General features: G+C 53.3%; 14 protein-coding genes. 7 read left to right on the plus strand and 7 right to left on the minus strand.

The genetic code is table 11. The features are described 5' to 3' along the window. Positions 1-96: 96 nt before the first annotated feature. Together MIH18_RS20585 and ilvG are read right to left on the minus strand one after the other, a co-directional pair. Positions 97-396 carry an ACT domain-containing protein gene (locus MIH18_RS20585; RefSeq protein ID WP_249005459.1) on the minus strand — a complete coding sequence of 100 codons (300 nt, stop codon included), beginning with the start codon at positions 394-396 and terminating at the stop codon, positions 97-99. Beyond that, a complete protein-coding gene (ilvG, locus tag MIH18_RS20590) occupies positions 393-2,138 on the minus strand; it encodes an acetolactate synthase 2 catalytic subunit (RefSeq protein ID WP_249005458.1) in 1,746 nt (581 codons plus the stop codon). The genes MIH18_RS20585 and ilvG overlap by 4 nt, the downstream gene beginning before the upstream one ends. A 338-nt stretch (positions 2,139-2,476) precedes the next feature. Here ilvG and MIH18_RS20595 point away from each other — a divergent pair, with 338 nt between their 5' ends. Both MIH18_RS20595 and MIH18_RS20600 read left to right on the plus strand, forming a co-directional pair. Beyond that, entirely contained in the window at positions 2,477-3,559 is a 1,083-nt protein-coding gene (locus MIH18_RS20595; RefSeq protein ID WP_249005457.1) for an efflux RND transporter periplasmic adaptor subunit, read from the plus strand. A 3-nt stretch (positions 3,560-3,562) separates the two neighbouring features. Beyond that, a complete protein-coding gene (locus tag MIH18_RS20600) occupies positions 3,563-6,658 on the plus strand; it encodes an efflux RND transporter permease subunit (RefSeq protein WP_249013350.1) in 3,096 nt (1,031 codons plus the stop codon). Positions 6,659-6,716: 58 nt separating this feature from the next. Here MIH18_RS20600 and djlA read toward each other — a convergent pair whose 3' ends face one another. Then, entirely contained in the window at positions 6,717-7,496 is a 780-nt protein-coding gene (gene djlA, locus MIH18_RS20605; RefSeq protein ID WP_249005455.1) for a co-chaperone DjlA, read from the minus strand. Positions 7,497-7,614: 118 nt separating this feature from the next. Further along, a complete protein-coding gene (locus tag MIH18_RS20610; RefSeq protein ID WP_249013351.1) occupies positions 7,615-8,898 on the minus strand; it encodes an MgtC/SapB family protein in 1,284 nt (427 codons plus the stop codon). A gap of 201 nt (positions 8,899-9,099) precedes the next feature. On the opposite strand from MIH18_RS20610, the gene MIH18_RS20615 reads away from it, so the two are divergent. The 4 genes from MIH18_RS20615 to MIH18_RS20630 all read left to right on the plus strand — a co-directional run bounded on the left by MIH18_RS20615 (position 9,100) and on the right by MIH18_RS20630 (position 16,713). Then, positions 9,100-10,587, plus strand: coding sequence for a SulP family inorganic anion transporter (locus tag MIH18_RS20615; protein WP_249005453.1), 1,488 nt, complete (start codon positions 9,100-9,102; stop codon positions 10,585-10,587). A gap of 1 nt (position 10,588) precedes the next feature. Beyond that, positions 10,589-11,506: a universal stress protein gene (locus MIH18_RS20620; protein ID WP_249005452.1), complete on the plus strand. Its 918-nt coding sequence runs from the start codon at positions 10,589-10,591 to the stop codon at positions 11,504-11,506. Positions 11,507-11,740: 234 nt separating this feature from the next. After that, on the plus strand, positions 11,741-14,323 hold the full coding sequence (locus tag MIH18_RS20625; RefSeq protein ID WP_249005451.1) for a chemotaxis protein CheB: 2,583 nt from the start codon (positions 11,741-11,743) through the stop codon (positions 14,321-14,323). Further along, the gene (locus MIH18_RS20630; RefSeq protein ID WP_249013352.1) at positions 14,320-16,713 is read left to right on the plus strand and encodes an EAL domain-containing protein; all 2,394 of its coding nucleotides are present in this window, start codon (positions 14,320-14,322) and stop codon (positions 16,711-16,713) included. The genes MIH18_RS20625 and MIH18_RS20630 overlap by 4 nt, the downstream gene beginning before the upstream one ends. A gap of 61 nt (positions 16,714-16,774) precedes the next feature. Here the strand turns inward: MIH18_RS20630 and MIH18_RS20635 are convergent, their stop codons facing one another. The 3 genes from MIH18_RS20635 to MIH18_RS20645 are packed head-to-tail and all read right to left on the minus strand — an operon-like array spanning position 16,775 to position 19,272. Continuing rightward, positions 16,775-18,010 carry an NAD(P)/FAD-dependent oxidoreductase gene (locus tag MIH18_RS20635; protein WP_249013353.1) on the minus strand — a complete coding sequence of 412 codons (1,236 nt, stop codon included), beginning with the start codon at positions 18,008-18,010 and terminating at the stop codon, positions 16,775-16,777. Between the two features lie 42 nt (positions 18,011-18,052). After that, entirely contained in the window at positions 18,053-18,862 is an 810-nt protein-coding gene (locus MIH18_RS20640) for a PhzF family phenazine biosynthesis protein (protein WP_249005448.1), read from the minus strand. Beyond that, positions 18,859-19,272: a hypothetical protein gene (locus MIH18_RS20645; protein ID WP_249005447.1), complete on the minus strand. Its 414-nt coding sequence runs from the start codon at positions 19,270-19,272 to the stop codon at positions 18,859-18,861. Before MIH18_RS20645 ends, MIH18_RS20640 begins: the two co-directional genes overlap by 4 nt. A gap of 91 nt (positions 19,273-19,363) precedes the next feature. Here MIH18_RS20645 and MIH18_RS20650 point away from each other — a divergent pair, with 91 nt between their 5' ends. Further along, entirely contained in the window at positions 19,364-20,779 is a 1,416-nt protein-coding gene (locus MIH18_RS20650; RefSeq protein ID WP_249013354.1) for a PLP-dependent aminotransferase family protein, read from the plus strand. Positions 20,780-20,781 lie beyond the last annotated feature (2 nt).

The following is a 20,781-nucleotide window of genomic DNA, read 5'->3' on the forward strand; positions in this document are numbered from 1 at the left end:
AGATACCCCCACCTCGCGAACCCGCCCCTGAACCATCAGGCTACGAAGCGAGTTCGCCTCGAAACTATTAAGCTAAGAAGCGAACCCACCACCAAATCAAAAGGCTACCGAGCGCATTTGCCTTTCACCAAGAACAACTTCACCCACCGTATGCAGCTTCAATAACTGCGACTGAAGCATAAAAATCGGCCGGCTACCCTCCAGCGTCAGAGCAATATCAAAATGCTCCCCACTGCACTCAACCGACATACCCGCAATCCGAAAACCCCGAACCCGCACCACGCGGCACAAGCGTTCAAGGCCAGCCGGTTCGGACTGCATACGGCAATACAAAACATGCCGGTTGGAGACAGTCTTGCTAGATACCGTTGTGTTGGATGGTATGGCCTTACTCATGCTGCATTCTCCTCGGTTTTGTTCTTCGCTGGTTTCGTACTTTCGATCATGTCGCGGTTGCTTCCGCCGGGTCTTACTGTGGGCCACACGTTCTCTTCGCGAGCAACGGCCACGTGCAACAGCATCGGGCCCTTGTAAGCCAGAATCGTCTCAATACCGCGGCGAATCTGATCGGTGCGATTGATGTGCAACGCTGGAATACCGAAGGCCCGTGCCATGGCTACAAAATCCGGGTTGTCGTCCAGGTTAATGTGGCTTTCGCGGTTGTTATAAAACAGCTCCTGCTGCTGGCGCACCATGCCCAGGCACTGGTTATCCAGAATGATTATTTTCAGTGGGAGCCGGTAACGGCGAATAGTAGCCAGCTCCTGGGCATTCATCATGAACGAGCCGTCGCCGGCTACGTTTATAACCGCCGTACCAGGCTTTGCGAACTGCGCACCAATGGCTGCTGGCAGGCCGAAACCCATGGTGCCCAGGCCGCCGCTGGTCAGATGCTGGCGCGGGTGATTGAACTGATAATGCTGCGCTACCCACATCTGGTGTTGGCCTACGTCGCAGGAAATAATCGTGTCATCACTGGCAATGCGGGACAGCTGGCGCACAAACGCCGGGCCGGTAATGGGCGCCAGGGCTTCCTCGTTATCCGCAGCCTGAAAGCCACCGGTGGTGAGCCAGGTGCGGCATTGCTTCTGCCAGGTTTCAATGCTCAACGGCTGTGCTTGTAGCCCGCGGGTAAGGGCGCTCAACACGTCATTCAAATTCGCGTTGATGGTCACAGCCGCGGCTTTTATCTTGTTGAACTCGGCGCTGTCGGCATCGATGTGAATAATCTTTGCGTTGGGAGCAAAGGTTTCCGGCTTGCCGGTCGCACGGTCATCCAGGCGGGCGCCGATCACCAGAAGCAGATCACATTCGTCCACCGCGCGATTGGCCGCACGACAACCGTGCATGCCCAGCATGCCCAAGTGGTTCGGGTTGTGCCGGCCCGGGTTGCCAATGCCCTTTAGAGTGACAACACCGGGCAGGGCCGAGTGTTCAGCAAACTCGCGAAAGCTGTCCTCAGCGCCGGCTAACGTGATGCCACCGCCGCTGTACAATAATGGCTGACGGGCCTCGCGCAGCAGGCGCAGAGTTTCGTTGATACCTTTATCGATAGCGGCGCTATATATGGCCGAATCGGTTCGTGGCTCTGCGCTTTCACAACTCTCGCGCTTATCATGATCAGCTGCTTCCGGGTTTACCTGAGTCAGCAGAATATCTTTGGGAATATCGATCCATACCGGCCCTGGCCGGCCGCTTTGCGCCAAAGCAATGGCCTCAACAAGAATGCCGGGCAAACTGTCGGCGTCATCCACCAGATAGCTGTGTTTAACAATGCCCAGCGTCATACCCAGTACATCCGTTTCCTGAAACGCATCGGTACCAATCAGCTCCGAAGGCACCTGGCCGGTGATGACCAGCAGCGGCACCGAATCCTGAAACGCGTTGGCCACGCCGGTAATCAGGTTGGTAGCGCCCGGGCCGGACGTGGCAATGCACACGCCCAAGTTGCCGCTTGCGCGGGCGTAGCCGTCAGCGGCCAGGGCGCAGCCTTGCTCATGGCGGCACAGCACATGTTCCACACTCACATCATCCACCAGCGCATCGTACAGCGGCATGATGCAACCGCCGGGGTAGCCGAATACCGTGGTAATACTGTGCCGCTGGAAAGCCTGGAGTATGTGCTGCGCGCCGTTCATGGTCTGAGTTCCTTTTATTGTCGGTTTACCGTTACAAGTGCTTTCAAAAAAGGCCAAAAAAAAGCCCCCGGGACCTTTCGGTGCCGGGGGCTTTGGTGTTTGCAGTGTCGGTTTAGAAATCTCGCCTCAACTGTGTATCCACGCAAAAGCCCCCGGGGGATACCATCACCACCAGCACGAGCTTCATTAGGATAACAACAGCGTTAAAGTTCATTTAATACATATCTCTTCGAAATTCATTTACCGAAACTGTGTAGAATCTAACCTCTTTTTTATGCGCTTGGCAACCCGTTTTTTTAGTGGTGTTCGCAACAACCGGTTTTTTTAATGAGAGCAGTATGAACAAATTCAAATGGAGCTCTGTCGGCCTGTCCGTCGTGTTAATTGTGGCGTTGCTAGTCTGGATGGCCAGCGGCGACATCAAACAGACAGAAACCAAAGCGCCGGAGCCACTGGCGCAGCAGGGCACCGAACTGACCCGGGTACAGGTAACAACGTTGAACGCTCGCAATTATCAGCCCGAATTGTTGGTACAAGGGCAGGTGTTGCCGTGGCGATCCGTTGCCGTGTCCGCCAGGATATCTGCCACGGTGAAATCACTGGAGGTCGGACTGGGTGACACCGTTAGTAAAGGCCAGACGCTGCTCACCCTCACTGACGACGGTCGCAGCGCCGAACGCAGTCGCTGGCAGGCACGGGTGCGCAAACTGAACGCGGATTTGAACGCTGCCCAGAGTTTGCGCAGCCGTAATCTGGCGTCTGATTCGGATTTGCTGGGGCTGGAAAGCGAAATGGCGGCGGCCAAAGCCGAATTGGAAATGGCCGATCAGGGGGTTGCAGATTTGGCGCCCCAAGCGCCCTTTGATGGCGTGATTAACCAAAAATCCGTAGAAGCGGGTGATTGGGTACAACCGGGCACGGCCTTGATGCACGTAGTTCAGGTAGACCGGCTAAAAGCCACGGCCCAGATACCCCAGCAAGCGGTGCACCAGGTCGCTGAAGGCCAGCTGGTCAGTGTGCGGTTGCTGAACGGCGAAGAATTAAGCGGGCGTGTTCGTTTTTTAGCCAGCGCCGCCGACACCGGCACCCGCAGCTTTGCGATCGAAGTAGAGGTAGACAACCCGCAACAAAGGCGTATCGCTGGTGGCAGCGCCAACCTGGCCATTGCCTTGCCCGAGGTGAGCGCCCATCACCTGTCGCCGGCGTTTCTGGCGTTGGATAGCAACGGTAAGCCTGGCGTAAAACACGTCGGCGATGACAACAAAGTGGTGTTTTCCCGGGTTCGCCTGCTCAGCGTGAAAACCGATGGCGCCTGGGTAGATGGCTTACCGGAAAGCCTGCGCCTGATTACTCGCGGCGCAGGCTTTGTCAGCGAGGGTGAAGAAGTCACGGCCGTTGCCGCAACCAGCGGCGAGGGCTAACTCATGCGCTCCCTTATATTTGCAGCTATAGACCGCAGTCGCACCACGTTGCTGTTGCTGTTGTTTCTGGTGATTGGCGGTTACGCCGCTTACATGGTAATTCCCAAAGAAGCCAATCCGGACATCACCATTCCGATGATTTATGTGTCCATGAGCCTTGAAGGCGTCAGCCCGGAAGACGCCGAGCGTTTGCTGGTACGGCCGATGGAACAGGAATTGCGCTCTTTGGAAGGGGTCAAGGAAATGCGCGGGAACGCCTCTGAAGGCTTTGCGTCCGTCATGCTGGAATTTGACGCTGGTTTCGACGCCGACAAAGCCTTGCAGGACGTGCGCGAAAAGGTAGATACCGCACGCAGCAATCTGCCGCAGGAAGCCGATGAGCCACGAGTGAATGAAGTGAATATTTCACTGTTTCCGGTGATGTCCATTGGCCTCTCCGGCCCGCTGGCCGAGCGTGAGCTGATCACCATCGCCCGCGGCTTGAAAGACGCCATTGAAGCCATTCCGGAAGTTTTGGAAGTCGACATTGCCGGCGATCGCGAAGATCTGCTGGAAATTGTCGTCGACCCCCAGGTGTTGGAAAGTTATGGCCTGGATTTTAATCAGTTGGGCACATTGGTGTCGCGCAACAACCAGCTGGTAGCGGCGGGCTCCATCGACACTGGCAATGGCCGGATGACGTTGAAAGTGCCGGGCGTGATTGAAAACGTGGAAGACGTGCTGTCGATACCGGTAAAGGTAGCTGGCGACACCGTAATCACCTTTGGTGATGTCGCCATGCTGCAGCGCAGCTACAAAGATCCCCAGGGTTTTGCCCGTATCAACGGTAAGCCGGCGCTGGTGCTGGAAGTGTCCAAGCGTTCCGGGGCCAACATCATCGCGACCAGTGCTCAGGTGCGTGAATTGATCGTGGCGGCGCAAGAACGCCTGCCCGACGAGCTGGATATCCGTTACATCATGGACCAGTCGGGCGAGGTGGAGGACATGCTAACCGACCTGCTGAACAACGTGCTGACCGCCATTGTGTTGGTCACCATCGTGATCATCGCCACTATGGGCCCGCGCGCCGCTATATTGGTCGGCCTGACCATTCCGGGCGCCTTCCTGACGGCGATTCTGGTGATCTGGTCTATGGGTATGACCCTTAACATTATTGTGCTGTTCTCCTTGATTCTGGTGACCGGCATGTTGGTAGACGGCGCCATTGTGGTGTCGGAGCTGGCAGATCGAAATCTGTCAGACGGCCTGAGCGTTAACAACGCCTGGGGTGAAGCTGCCAGCCGCATGGCCTGGCCCATTATCGCCTCCACCACGACCACCCTGGCGGTGTTTGTGCCCTTGTTGTTCTGGCCCGGTATGGTCGGGGAATTTATGAAGTTTTTGCCCATCACGGTGATTATCTGCCTGCTGGCGTCTTTAGCGATGGCGCTGGTGTTTTTGCCGGTGCTGGGTGGCATTGGCGGCGGTCGCCGGCCGCGGGCGGTGCACACTGATAACCGTTTGATGGGCGTTTACCGCAACAGTCTGGCCGCCATATTGCGTCGCCCCGGACTGACTCTGCTAGCGGTGATTCTGGTGATTGGCGTGGTTTACGTCGTCTATGGCCGGTTAAACCACGGCGTAGAGTTTTTCCCCAGCGTAGAACCGGAGTCGGCCCAGGTTCAAGTGCGTGCCCGCGGTGATTTGTCCATTTGGGAGCGCGACGCCATTGTGCAGGCTGTGGCCGGGCGTTTACAGGGCATGCCCGAGGTGCGTGCCTTGTACAGCCGTTCGATGATCAGCGGCAGCCAGCAAATGGCGCCGGATGTTATTGGTGTGCTGCAGTTTCAGTTTAACGAATGGAACACCCGGCGTGCCGCCGACGTTATTTTAGAGGATTTTCGCCAGCGCACCGCCGACATTCCGGGCGTGGAGCTGGAGTTTCGTAAGCAGGAAGATGGCCCGGCCGGTGGCAAACCGATTGAGTTGCAGATCAGCAGCCGTAATCCCGACAACCTGGAAGCCGCGGTCAGCGCGATACGTGCGCAAATGCTGGAGCAGGGTGCTTATGTGGACACCGAAGACGATCGCAGCCTTGACGGCATTGAATGGCGCCTGAAGGTGAACCGCGAAGCGGCGGCCCGTTTCGGCACCGACGTGGCCAGCATCGGCAACGCCGTGCGGCTGGTGACCAACGGCTTGGTGCTGGCCAGCTACCGCCCGGAAGACGTGCGCGATGAAGTGGATATTGTGGTGCGCGTTCCTAACAACTGGCGTGAACTGGATCAGCTGGAGCGGCAAACCCTGAACACCTCACGGGGCCAGGTACCGCTGTCGCAGTTTGTCAGTTTAGAGCCCGGTGATAAAACCGGCAACATCGTGCGGGTGGATGGCCGCCGTACCATCACCATCAAAGCCGATCTGCAACCCGGTCGCCAAGTGGAAGAGGCGTTACGAGAGCTGCTCGCTAACATGCCTGAGTTGCCGGACGGCATAACCGTGCTTGAAGGTGGCGAAAGTGAAGATCAACAGCAAGCGGCCAACTTCCTGATTAACGCGTTTCTGGTGGCCATAGGGCTGATGCTGCTGATTCTGGTGACCCAGTTCAACTCGCTGTACCAAAGTTTTTTGATTTTGTCGGCCATTGTACTGTCTACCGCTGGCGTGTTACTGGGCCTGCTTCTGAACAGTCAGCCGTTTGGCATTGTGATGGTGGGTATGGGTACCATTGCGTTGGCGGGTATTGTGGTAAACAACAATATTATTCTGATTGATACTTACAACCAGATGCGGGCCGACGGCATGGAACCGGCGGCAGCGGCGCTGGAAACCGGTTGCCTGCGCCTACGCCCGGTGTTGCTAACCGCCATAACCACCGTACTAGGCCTGATGCCGATGGTGCTGGGCATAAACGTAGATTTGATTACACCGTCGCTAGGGCTAAACGCGCCATCCACCCAATGGTGGACCCAGATGTCCAGCGCCATTGCCGGTGGGCTGACGTTCGCAACGGTGCTTACCCTGCTACTCACACCGGCGCTGTTGGTACTGGGTGAGCAAAGCGGGCAAAAAGTGAAACAGTTGCTGGGAGCTAGGGGGCAAGCTAAGGGACGGATTTGAAATCCGTCCCTGGGGGTCTGAGCTAGGGGACGGATTTCAAATCTGTCCCCGGGAGCCCCTATTTATTGGCACTGCGGGCGTCTTTGATTACGTCGTAGGCGTGGGTGATTTCGCCGGTGCGCTCTTCGGCCATTTCGCGCATGCTTTCTGGCAAGCCGCGGCCGGCCAGTTTGTCCGGATGATTTTCACTCATCAGCTTGCGATACACCTTTTTGATGTCGTCATCGCTGTCTTGCGGCGATACCCCCAATACCTTGTAGGCGTCTTCGTTTTGTTGAACGCTGGAGCGCTGGCCGCCGCCGGTCTGGCTGTAATGGGCACCACGCAGCATGGCTTCCAGCTGGTCAACCTGGCTTTCCGGCAACCCCAGGCCACGGGCAATTTTAACCAGCATCTCGTGCTCGGCCGGGTGCACTACACCATCGGCGGCTACCGCCGATACCTGAACCTGCAGAAACATCTGCAACAAAGCCGATTGGCCGCCGCTGACGCGCATAAAGCGTTGCAGTTCGGCGTCCAGATCAAACTCTGGTGCTTTGCCGCGGTTGAACGCGGCGCGGGCGTTGGTCTTCTGGCTTTCGTTCAGGCGAAAGCGGGTAAACATGGCCTCCGCCACGGCGATTTCATTTTGTGAAACCACGCCGTCGGCTTTGCACACCGCACCCATGACCGCGAACACAGACTCAACAAAACCGCTTTGAATATTCTGCAGTTTTCCGATTAACCGGCTTTTTATTCGGTTCAGTAAAAATGCACCAATCGCGCCGCCAATAATGAAGCCGGCGAAGCCGCCAAAAGCCGAACCAATCAGGCCGCCTAGAATGATTGCAAACAGCATTAAGGTATCCTTTGTAAAAGATTTAGATCGTGGAAATATACGGGTTTTTGCCACTTAATACATGAATAGCGCGTTAAAAGGGTATTTTTTCGCACAATTCTCGGCTTCTGGACCGGGTTTAAGGCGTTTGTAACAATGCCGTTAGCAAGCCGGCCGCTAGCGACAATACCATGGGCACCGTCACTAGCAATCCAGTCTGGCGGCTGCCAATACCCAGTGCCATGCCGGATTTCACCAGATTATTCACCGCCGCGGCGATCACAATGCCTATTACCGCGGTATTGCTGTCCAGACCAGCGAGGGACATGCGGGTGAGCGACAGAGTAATGGCGTCCACATCTGCGATGCCTGAACTGGCGGCCAGCACATAGATGCCGGTATCGCCGAGCCAGTTTTTCAGGAACTCACCCAATAGCAGGATGCCGGTCAGAAGAGCACCAAAAACCAGGGCCGAGGTTAAGTCCAACGGATTCTGGCTTAGCACCGGCTGGCTGACATTGCTGTTGTGGCTGTGCCGATACCAGATTATCAGGGCCGGGCCGTAAAGCAGCGCTGTCATCACCAGAACCGGGAGCACCAGGCTGGGAAGCAGAGCCGGCGCAATCACAAAGCAGTAAATCAGAATGCGCGGAAACATGGTGCCGCAAGCAATCAAAATGCCGGCCGCCAGTTGCGGCGCTATTTGCGGCGCCTTTGCAGACTGCCGCGCAAAGTGCAGGGTCAGCGCGGTGGACGAGCTCAAGCCGGCGAACAGACTGGTGAATAGAATACCCTTTTGAGTGCCGGCCAAACGCATAGCGAAATAGCCGACAAAGGAAATGGAGGCAATCATCACCACCATCCACCAGATTTCCCGCGGGTTCAGCACACCGCCGGGGCCCATGCTTTGATTGGGTAACAAGGGCAGCATCACCACGGAAATCAGCAGTAGCTTGAGCGCTGCGTCCAGCTCGCTGGCCTGAAGTTTATGTACCAGGCTGTGAATCTCTTCCTTATTGTCCAGAATGATAGCCGTGACCACCGCTGCTGCCGTGGCAATCACCGGATCTATGGCCACCGCAATGGCGCCAAAACAGAAGGTCAGCACCATGCCGATGATTCCGGTAATACTGAAGTTGCGGATGTACTGCAACCGGCTGCTGTAGGCAACCAGGCCTGTCGCGACCACGGCAATCAGCAATACCGGGAATGCCCAGGCTGAAAGTTCGCGGGTAATCAGCGCGGCCACCCCGCCCAGCAAGCCGACCAGCGCAAAGGTGCGAATACCCGCAACACGATCGCCGGATTTCTGTTCGCGGGCATCCCAGCCCCGTTCCAGGCCCACAATGGCGCCCAGCAACAAAGCAATGGCCAAACGGATAGTGGATTGATTAGTGGCCAAAAAATCGGTGGTTACGTCCATGGTAATAACTGTCCTGCACAGCGGTTTTTGCCAGGCAACACAATCTGCTAAACTCTGCCACCTTTTCACAGCTATTTTCACGCTTACAACCCATTACCACAACCGCAGACGGTTGCTGGCGATAGCGGCTGTCGCAATGACCCGAACTGAGTAACCCTTAAGCAACTCTTAAGAAGCTCTTAAGTAAAAACGGAACCCGATATGGTGAACACCCTTAAGCATCAATGGCTGTCGAATGTGCGCGGCGATTTACTCGCGGGCGTAGTGGTGGCGCTGGCGCTGATTCCCGAAGCCATTGCCTTTTCCATTATTGCCGGCGTAGACCCGAAAGTAGGGCTGTACGCGTCATTCTGCATCGCCGTGATCATCGCCTTTGTCGGCGGCCGGCCGGGCATGATTTCTGCAGCTACCGGCGCCATGGCGCTGCTCATGGTTACCCTGGTAAAAGAACACGGCCTGGAATATCTGATGGCCGCCACCTTGCTCACAGGTCTGATTCAGTTGGTGGCCGGCTACTTAAAGCTGGGCAGCCTGATGCGCTTTGTGTCGCGCTCGGTGGTGACCGGCTTTGTCAACGCCTTGGCCATCCTGATCTTCATGGCTCAGCTGCCGGAACTGACCAACGTTACCTGGCACGTATATGCACTAACGGCGGCTGGCCTGGGCATCATCTATTTGTTTCCTTATATACCGAAGCTGGGCAAGGTGCTGCCGTCGCCATTGGTGTGCATTGTGGGGCTGACGGTTGTTGCGTTCCTGTTTGATATCGACGTGCGCACCGTAGGTGATATGGGCGACCTGCCGGATACACTGCCGATTTTCCTGTGGCCAGATGTGCCGCTGAATCTTGAAACCCTGATGATTATTTTGCCCTACGCCATACCGCTGGCAGCGGTGGGCCTGTTGGAATCGATGATGACTGCCACCATCGTGGACGATCTGACCGATACCGAAAGCGACCGCAACCGCGAATGCAAGGGGCAGGGTATTGCCAACATCGGTTCGGGCTTGCTGGGCGGTATGGCAGGCTGCGCCATGATTGGCCAGTCGATCATCAATATCAAATCCGGTGGCCGTGGCCGCCTGTCAACGCTGACCGCCGGTGTTTTCCTGATGGTGTTGATTCTGGTACTGGACGACTTTCTGGTGCGCATTCCCATGGCCGCGTTGGTAGCGGTGATGATCATGGTGTCCATCGGCACCTTCTCCTGGGAGTCTATCCGCAATCTGAAAACCCATCCGTTGTCGTCCAACATTGTGATGCTGGTGACCGTGGTGGTGGTGGTGTTCACTCACAACCTGGCATTGGGCGTATTTGCCGGTGTGCTGCTGGCGGCGCTGTTTTTCGCCAACAGAATTGGCCATTACATGGGCGTGGACAGTGTTTTGAACGAGGCTGACAGTACCCGTACCTATAAGGTTACCGGGCAAGTATTCTTCAGTTCGTCGGAAAAGTTTGTAGCCGCCTTTGACTTCCGTGAAGTGGTCGATAAAGTAGTAATAGATGTGAGTCGCGCCCATTTCTGGGACATTACCGCCGTGGGTGCGCTGGACAAGGTCGTTATCAAGTTCCGCCGCGACGGAGCAGAGGTAGAAGTTATTGGCATGAACGAAGCCAGTGCCACCATCGTTGACCGCTTTGGTGTGCACGACAAGCCGGAAGGCGTTGACCAGCTGATAGGCCATTAATATGCAAAATACAACACCGAACGCCAAGCGCCCTTCACAAAAAGCGTCACAAAACGCGCCGCAAGACACCTTGCACGTGGTGGCCTGCATTGACGGCTCACGCGCTGCGCCGGCGGTGTGTGACTACGCTGCCTGGGCGAGCAAATATATGGACTCGCCGCTGACCCTGCTGCACGTGCTGGACGAAGAGCGCTATCCGTCAGAGCCGGACCTGGCTGGCAATATTGGCCTCGGCAGCCGGGAACATTTGCTGGACGAACTGGCCGAACTGGATCGCAAACGCTCTAAGCTCGCTTTGGAGCACGGCAATCACATGCTGGAAAACGCCGAGCAGCGAGTTAAGCAGGCGGGCATCAGCGACATCAAAAAGCGTCAGCGCCACGGCGACCTCACCGAATCCCTACTAGGGCTTCAGGAGCAGACGCGCTTGCTGGTGATGGGTCTTTATGGCGAAAGCAGCTCCGACCGCGATCTGCACATTGGCAGTCAGCTGGAGACGGTGATTCGCAGCATGAGCCGCCCAATTCTGCTGGTGCCTGACAACTTTTCTGCGCCGCAAAGCTCCATGTTGGCTTTTGACGGCAGCGCTACCGCGTTTCGTGGAGTAGAGCACTTAGCCGCCACCCAGGTTTTGAGAGGCATGCCACTGCACCTGGTGATGGTAGGCGAGGAAAGCCCAGAGGCCATGGCGCAGCTGCGCAAAGCCGAGGCCATGCTGGCACCGCTGGAAGCCGACATCACCCTGGCCATCCGCAGCGGTGAGGTAGAGCATGTGTTGCATCGCTACCAGAACGAACACAACATTGATTTACTGGTAATGGGCGCCTATGGCCACTCAAAAATTCGTAGGTTCCTGCTCGGTAGTACCACCACCAATATGCTGAAAACAGCTAAAAAACCACTGGTTATTCTGCGCTGAGATTTTACGGAATAGTGGATACATTTGTGGTTTTAGGGGGCAGATTTCAAATCTGTCCCCGCTTTGGAAATTACGCCCGACCCTTAAAAAGGCGAGGCCACTAACGTGGTTTCGCCTTTTTTATCAACGTTGTTCCCTACCCGGGCTGGGCTACAACCAATTCGTCTATTGTGATTACAAAAGTAAACAGTAAAGTTTACAATCGATGCGTCGGGTTTAAAGGAATTTAGCGGGATGCGACAGAAAGTTAACGTTATCAAGACAAGTCCTTCCGCCGAGCCGGAGCCGTCAGCTGTTGCGAACACGCCAGTCATCGTAGGCATTGGTGCATCTGCGGGTGGCCTGGAAGCGTTAGAAGATTTTCTTTCTCATGTGCTAACTCCCTGTAGCACCGCATTTGTTGTCATCCAGCATCTTGACCCTACCTACAAAAGCATTATGCCCGAGTTGCTGCAACGCATTACACAGATGAAAGTGATGCAAGCGCGCAACCGTATGAAGGTAGAGCCTAACTGCGTGTATGTAATCCCACCTAACAAAGATTTGTCTATCCTACACGGTTCACTATTTTTGCTTGATCCGGTAAATAAGCGTGGGTTGCGGTTACCCATTGATTACTTTTTTCGGTCTCTGGCTGATGATCAGCACGAACGCGCTGTGGGTATCATTCTGTCTGGCATGGGTTTTGATGGCACGATAGGCTTACGCGCCATCAAGGAGAATGCGGGGCTGTCTTTGGTGCAGTCGCCTGAATCCGCGAAATTTGATGCAATGCCTCGTAGCGCGATCAATGCTGGGCTAGCTGACATCGTCGCATCGACTGAAAAACTGCCAGAACACATAGTGGCGTTTATGAACCATAGCCCACGGGGTGTTCTGAATAACATTGCAATGAAGTTAAAGCTTAAGCCAGCAAGCTCGCTTGAAAAGATCGTTATCATATTGCGTGAGCGTACCGGGAACGATTTTTCATTCTATAAGGAAAATACGCTCTATCGTCGCATTGAGCGACGCATGGGTTTGCACCAGCTTAAAACCATGGAACTCTATGCGCGTTATCTACGTGAGAATTTACAAGAACAAGACTTACTGTTCAAAGAATTATTAATTGGGGTCACCCATTTTTTTCGTGACCAAGAAGTATGGGTACAGCTCAGGTCAGTTTCATTGCCAGCACTTTTAGCTCATTATCCTGAAGGTAAAGAACTTCGAGCTTGGGTGACGGCCTGCTCCACGGGAGAAGAGGCGTACTCGCTAGCAATGACGGTAATGGACGTTTTGGATGACGTTAAGCCCAAAGGGCGTTTCAAGTTACAGATATTTGCGACTGATTTAGACGATGATGCTATTAATATTGCGCGAGTAGGTCAGTATCCCGCAAATATTGAAGCTGCTGTACCTTCAGATCAGTTAAATCGTTACTTTATTAAAGAGGATAACGGTTACCGCATCACTAAGAAAATACGTGATATGGTTATATTTGCACCACAGAACATCATTATGGACCCACCATTCACAAAATTAGATATTATTACGTGTCGTAATATTTTAATTTATTTTGGTGTGAGCTTACAGCAGAAGCTAATTCCACTGTTTCACTACGCATTAACGTCTAACGGTATTTTGCTTTTAGGCAACGCTGAAACGATTGGTAATGCCACTTCATTGTTCTCAGCACTCAACGATAATGCCCGGATCTATACCCGTATTGATACTCTTGAACACCATGTAGAAGTTGACTTCCCTACACACAAAGTTCCCGTCATATCCTTGTTAGAAAATGAACCTGAGAGTCCTCGTGACATGACCCCAAAAATCACCAACTTACAAGGGCAGGCGGATCAAATTCTGCTACAAAACTACTCACCCGCCGCGGTTTTGGTGAATGCTGCCGGTGATATACTTTATATCAATGGTCGCACCGGAAAGTATTTAGAACCCGCTGCAGGAAAAGCCAACTGGAATATTCACGTAATGGCGCGTGAGGAACTGCAACACCACATTAATCTCGCAATGAAGCAAGCTCAGACGCAGGTAGAGCCTGTTAATATTCCAAACCTGACGGTAGATGCATGCACTATTAATTTGACGGTTCAAGCCATTACTAAACCAAAATCTCTGCTTGGTTTGCTAATGGTGGTGTTTACCGATGTTGCGAAATCAACCAAGTTGCCCCGCAGAAAACCGGGTGCAGCCGAACAAGAAAGTAAGGCCGAATTGCAACAGGCTCGTAGCGACATACAATCACTTCACGAAAAAATGCAGGCTTCCCAGGAAGAGCGGAAATCTGCTAATGAAGAACTGCAATCAACCAATGAAGAGTTGCAGTCGACCAATGAGGAGCTAACCACTTCCAAAGAAGAAATGCAGTCGATGAACGAAGAGTTACAAACCGTCAACGCCGAACTGCAATCCAAGGTCGAAGATTTGTCGTGGACCAATAACGACATGAAGAATCTGCTTAATAGCACGGAAATAGCCACGATATTCCTCGATAATAAACTGCGCGTACGGCGTTTTACCTCTCACATCACTCCTCTGTTCAAACTGATCGCGAGCGATGTCGGTCGCCCACTTTCGGATGTAGCGACTGAGCTGGATTATGTCACACTGCAAAAGGATGCGAAGGCGGTGTTAGAGACGCTGGTGTTTTCAGAAAAGGAGATCACTGCCGACAATGATCGCTGGTTCAAGGTTCGCATCATGCCTTACCGAACGCAGGATGACGTGATCAGTGGTGTGGTTATCACCTTCATTAACATTAGCGAAGCCAAAAAGTTAGAGAAAGAATTACGTGTTTTAAGGCCGGTAATATGACCACCCCGCCAAAGCCGCCAAAGCCGCTGTCAACAGAATTGCGGCAGCGTGCCGAAATACGATTGGAAAACCAGGTCCAGCGTAACAACGCTATCCGGAGTGAAGAGAACGCCCAAAGGATGCTGTATGAACTGCAAGTTCATAAAATCGAACTGGAAATGCAAAATGAGGAATTGCAGCAGGCGCGGATAACAGAACGATTGCATTACCGATATACGGAGTTATTTGAATTTGCACCGATTGCGTATTTTGCTTTTGATCGGGATGGCGTTATCAATCAGGTCAATTTGCGCGGTGCGAGCCTGCTGCGCATCGAAAGAGCCAATCTAGTAGGGAAGTTGTTTTCAAACCACGTGACGGCTCAATATCGTGATACTTTTAAACGGTGTCTGGAAAAAGCCTTTGAAGGCAACGGCATAGAATTTTGCGAAATATTAGTTAAGGTTGAAAAGCGTACGGCTTGGTTCAGTGTCGAGGCGAATCTGGGCGTTACGGGTATGGACTGCCTAACCGCGATGATTGACATTACCGATAGAAAGAAAGCTGAAGAGAACCAAAATATAGCCAATGAAGAAAAAGAAAAGCGGGCAAGCGAGTTGATTCTTGCTAACGAAGAACTCGCCTTTCAAAATAAAGAGAAAGATAAACGAGCAAATGAATTAATTCTCGCGAATGCGGAGAAGGAAAAACGAGCAAATGAGTTAGCCTTGGCAGCCAGTGTATTTGCCCATGCAGGTGAAGCGATCACCATTACGGATGCTGCTGGAACCATACTGGACGTTAACGACACTTTTACAGAAACAACAGGCTATAGCCGTGAAGAGGTTATTGGGAAAAATTCACGGATTCTACAATCGGGTCGGCAATCCCCAGAATTTTATGTTGATATGTGGAATGCGCTACTGAAAGAAGGCTATTGGTATGGCGAAATCTGGAATCGTCGTAAGTGTGGTGAATTATACGCGGAAATGAAAACCATCAGTGCCGTACGCGATGCAAATAACGTCACCACCCACTATGTTGCCTTATGTACCGATATAACCCAGATTAAAGAACATCAAGACCAGCTAGAACGTATAGTTCATTTCGACATACTCACGAGGTTACCCAATCGCTCATTGCTTGCGGACCGATTGTCGCAAGCGATGTTGCAGTGCCACCGCCATGATAAATCACTAGCGGTCTTATTTCTCGATTTAGATGGTTTTAAGCGCATTAATGATGCCTACGGGCACGATGTGGGCGATGAACTGCTAGTTGCACTGTCTCAGCGCATGCAAGATGCATTACGTGAAGGTGATACCTTAGCCCGGATTGGCGGTGATGAGTTTGTTGCCGTTTTAACTAATTTGGTAAGGGTCGAAGATTGCGAGCCCATACTAGGGCGTATTCTACTCGCGGCTTCTGGGCCGGTGGCTCTTGGTGAAGCGGTGGTAAAGGTATCAGCAAGTATTGGGGTTACCGTTTACCCGCAGGACAATGTCGATGCTGACCAACTTGTGCGCCACGCAGATCAAGCCATGTATGTGGCTAAAGAATCAGGTAAGAATCGTTATCATTTGTTTGATACGGCTCAAGATGATGCGGTTAAAGAGCAACGGAAAAGCCTGGCGGCTATTCGCAGTGCATTGGATAATAAACAATTCGTGCTCTATTATCAGCCTAAAGTTAATATGCGGACGGGTACGGTTACGGGTGTTGAGGCGTTAATTCGCTGGCAACATCCTGAACGGGGCCTGTTAAATCCAATTGCGTTTTTGCCCGTGATTGAAAAACATGCTATGAATATCGAGATGGGTGAATGGGTTATTGATACGGCGCTGGCGCAGATCAGTCAATGGCAAAACTTGGGGTTCAGTCTTTCTATAAACATCAGCATAAATATTGCGGCAGTACAATTGCAACAACCTGATTTTACACAGAAGCTAGCCACTCTGCTTGCGACCCACCCTGATGTTAAACCTCAGCTTTTAGAGTTAGAGGTGCTGGAAACAAGCGCCTTAGACGACGTGCAGCATGTGTCAGAGGTTATGGATGCGTGTATAGCGCTGGGTGTAAACTTTGCTTTAGATGACTTCGGCACAGGCTATTCGTCACTGACACATCTCAGGCGTTTACCGGCCCGCCTGATTAAAATAGACCAAAGCTTTATACGCGACATGCTAGTCGATTCTGATGATTTAGCCATTGTTGAGGGCATAATAGGTTTGGCGAAATCATTCAAACGTGACGTAATTGCAGAGGGTGTGGAAACGATTGCCCACGGTGCGGCGTTATCAAAGCTAGGCTGCGAATTAGCGCAAGGATACGGCATCGCAAGACCGATGCCTGCGAGTGATGTTCCGGCATGGATTGATAACTGGAAGCCGGATGTGAGTTGGCAGGCCTGAATAGACAGCGGGATAGGGGACAGATTTGAAATCCGTCCCCGCTTTGCGGTTTTTTGCAAACTCACGCCGCCTGCCCGGCCGCCACACCCGATGCCCAGGCCCACTGAAAGTTATGCCCGCCCAAATGGCCGGTAACGTCGACCACTTCACCAATAAAATACAGATTAGGCTGCTCCAGAACCGCCATGGTTTTGGACGACAACTGGCGGGTGTCAACCCCGCCCAAGGTCACTTCCGCAGTGCGATAGCCTTCGGTGCCTGCGGGCTTTATGGTCCACTGCTGCAGCGTGCGGCTGATCTGTTCGATATCCGGGTTGCGGTAGCTTTGAAGCGGACCGGTCCAACGTTGCAGCTCGTTGAAGGCTTGCGCGAAGCGTTTTGGCAGGTGCGCGTTTAGATAGTGTTCGAGCGTGCTTTGCGGTTTGAGTTTGCGCAGGCTTAGCAGGTCTTGCTCAACCTGCTGTTGTGGCAGCAGGTTGATGTGCAGTTCGTCACCGGGCTGCCAGAAGCTGGAAATCTGCAGCATGCTTGGGCCACTTAAACCGCGGTGGGTAACCAGCATCGGTTCCTGGAACTGTTCATGATTGCACTCCGCGCTTACCGGGCAACTGATGCCAGCCAACGGGGCCAGTGTCATTTTCAGTTCCGGATGTAAAGTAAAGGGCACCAGCCCGGCGCGGGTGGGTAGTATTTCCAGCCCGAATTGGCGGGCCAGGTTGTAGCCGAAGCTAGAAGCCCCCAGGGTGGGGATAGACATCCCGCCACAGGCAACGACTAAAGACTCACAGGTTAATGCTTGGCCACCCGCGGTAAGGCGATAACCTTTGGGCGTTCTTGCCACCTCCGTAACGCCGGTTTTTAGGCGCACTTCAGCTCCGGCCCATTCGCACTCGGTCAGCAGCATGTTCAGTATGTCTTTGGCGCTGTGCTGACAGAATAACTGGCCTGGAGCCTTTTCTTCGTACTCCACGCTATGCCGCTCCACCAGATCCAGAAAGTGCCTGGGGGTGTAGCGTCTCAGCGCTGAAATGCAGTAATGGGGATTGTCGGACAAAAAGTTCGCGGTTGTGCTGTTTAGATTGGTGAAATTACAGCGCCCGCCGCCGCTCATCAGAATTTTCTTACCAGCCTTATTAGCATGATCCAGCACCAGAACCTTACGCCCTCGATAGCCAGCGGTTGCCGCACACATCAGCCCCGCCGCGCCGGCGCCGATGATAATGACATCGTAATGGCTGCCGCGATGGTCACTAGCGTGCTGATTGTTGGCGTTCTGGTTACTGGAAAGCGTTGTCATTACCGTCTGCCGCTAAAAATGTGGGCACAAAGTATACCAGTCCTATTGAAGGTATACGGTGCCTTCCAAGTAAAACGCCGCTTGGCCGGCAATGGCTACCCGTTCTCCCTTCAATTCGCAGCGCAGCAGACCACCACGTGCAGAAAGCTGACGCGCTTCCAGAACTTTCTTGCCCAATTTCTCTGCCCAATACGGCACCAGCGCACTGTGTATAGAGCCGGTCACAGGGTCTTCGGTAATACCGGCGCACGGCACAAAGTAACGGCTAACAAAGTCCGAATCAGTTCCGGGCGCGGTGACTATCAACCCCAAGCTCTTAAGCTGTTTAATTTTCTGCATGTCGGGTTGTGCTGCTTTTACCGCAGCTTCGTTTTCTAACACCAGCATGTAGTTGGTGTCTTTGGCGACGTAAAAAATCGTAGTCGGCGCATCCGCCAAAGCTTCAAGTATGATGCTGGGTGTAGATTGTTCGGTAACCGCAAGATTTGGGAAATCCAAAACCAGCCAACCGTCGGATTGCTTGTGCACGCCAAGCGGACCGCTTTTGGAGCGCAGGCGAATCCGGTCTGAAGTCCAACCCAGTTTGTTGAAAATAACCCAGGCGCTTGCCAGCGTAGCGTGACCGCAAAGAGGAACTTCGATTTCTGGCGTGAACCAGCGAATATGGAAGTCTGCTTCACTAGCCTCTGGCTCAGGAACAAAAAAGGCCGTTTCTGACAAGTTGTTCTCGGCGGCAAGGGCCTGAAGAACCCCGTCGGGAAGCCACGCCTTTAAGGGCATGACCGCGGCCGGGTTACCTTTGAAAATTTCGCTGGTAAACGCGTCTACCTGATAAATGGGATAGCGTGTCATGTGTTCTCCGTTGATGGTTGATTGGCGTATTGGTATGCCTTGTGGTTGGCAAACTGCGTTAATTCCCACTCACTGTAAAAGTGCAGCTCGGGCAGGGTAGCGCGATGCGTTACCATCCAGTGTTTTGACTCGCACTGGCAAACAGATAGACCTAGTATTGCCAAATCCTTACGGGTTTGATCAGGATGTTTTGCGGCAAGTTTCACAGATGGCGGCCTGAAACCAAAAAGGTTATTTTGACTTGCGCTGGACGCGGGATTGTTGGTTATACCCATGATCAAATTCCTTTTTCTCGTTACGGTATTGCTATTTTCCGCCCATACCAAATTCCAAAACAGAATCAGATAACCTGGTTTTGAACCGGTACAGATTGTATTTTCGGTTTTCTGTACTGCAATTTTCAGTGGCATCTGTGATGTTCCGTTTTGCCGCCGGTCTGTTGAAATAAAGTCAACGTCTGCTTAAAGGCTATAATCTTTTTGGTTTAACGAGGCAAACAGGATGGGCGCTCTTTATAACGAGGTAGCAGACAGGCTTCAGGCTCAGGTTCAGGATGGGGTCTTTCGGGATGGCGATCGGCTGCCCGGTGTCAGGGCACTAAGCCGGCAGTTTGGCGTCAGCGTTTCGACGATATTGCAAGCGCACCAGACACTTGAGGCCCGCGGTTATGTTCAGGCCCGCGAGCGCAGCGGCTACTTTGTACGCTTGCCGCTGCGGGATGCTCCGGAACCCGTCATGCAAACCGATCGGAGCCGTCCCGTTCCTGTTAATGCACGGGAAATGACCCTGGAATTGTGCGCTGACGAGCAAAAACGCATGGTGCCCCTTTCTGGAGCTATTCCTCATGCGGATTTTCTGCCCTTTCGCCAGATTCAGCAAAGCGCGCTCTGGGCGGCGCGACGTGGCATTGAAACACTGGAATATGCTTTTCCCGGCAAGGAGCCATTACGCCGACAAATCGCTCAGCGTATGGCGACGATAGGCGTGCCGATCACCCCTGAGGATGTGCTCGTCACCAACGGAGCGCAGGAAGCAATCATTCTTGGTCTTAGGGCGGTGACCCAACCCGGAGACATCGTCGCGGTTGAGTCACCGTCGTTTCCCGGAATTCTTCAAGCGCTAGAAGTTGTTGGGCTGAGAGCGCTGGAGATCCCCACTCATACCGCGGAAGGCCTCAGTCTTGAGGGTTTGGAGTTGGCCCTGGAGCAGTGGCCTGTCAAAGCTTGTGTGGTGGTGTGTAATCACAGCAATCCAATGGGCGCCAGAATGTCGGATGAGCGCAAACAACAGCTGGTTTCAATGCTTGCCGTTGCGGGCGTACCGTTGATTGAAGATGACATTTATGGCGACTTGTACCATTCCGGCGAAAGACCGAAACCCGCGAAGGCCTTTGACCACACAGGTAATGTAATTTATTGCAGCTCCGTATCAAAAACCATTTCGCCGGGATTGAGAGTGGGCTGGATGTTGCCCGGGCGTTATATGGCGAGCGCCAGGCAACACAAATATTTCTCGAATCTGGCGACGTCTTCCATCCCACAAATGGCCGTTGCGCATTTTCTTGAACAGGGCGGTTATGATCGTTATCTGCGTTCTGCGCGACAGAATTATCGCCAAGCTACGGAACGAATGCGTACAGCGGTTGCTCGATCATTTCCCGAAAGTACAGCCATAAGCCGGCCCCAAGGCGGCTTTGTGCTTTGGGTTCAACTGCCTGCTGGAGTTTCCGGCACACTGGTTTATCAGCTTGCCAGGGCAGAAAACATCAATGTTGCACCGGGCTTGATGTTCTCTATTTCAAACAAGTTTGAATCTTGCCTGCGAATAAACTGTGGCAACCCATGGAGTGACCGAATCGACCAGGCTGTTGTAAGGCTTGGCGCGCTTGCCCACGAAGTACAGGCGCGGTCGATTTAGCG

Origin of the sequence: Marinobacter sp. M3C, assembly GCF_023311895.1 — a bacterium.
GTDB lineage: Bacteria > Pseudomonadota > Gammaproteobacteria > Pseudomonadales > Oleiphilaceae > Marinobacter.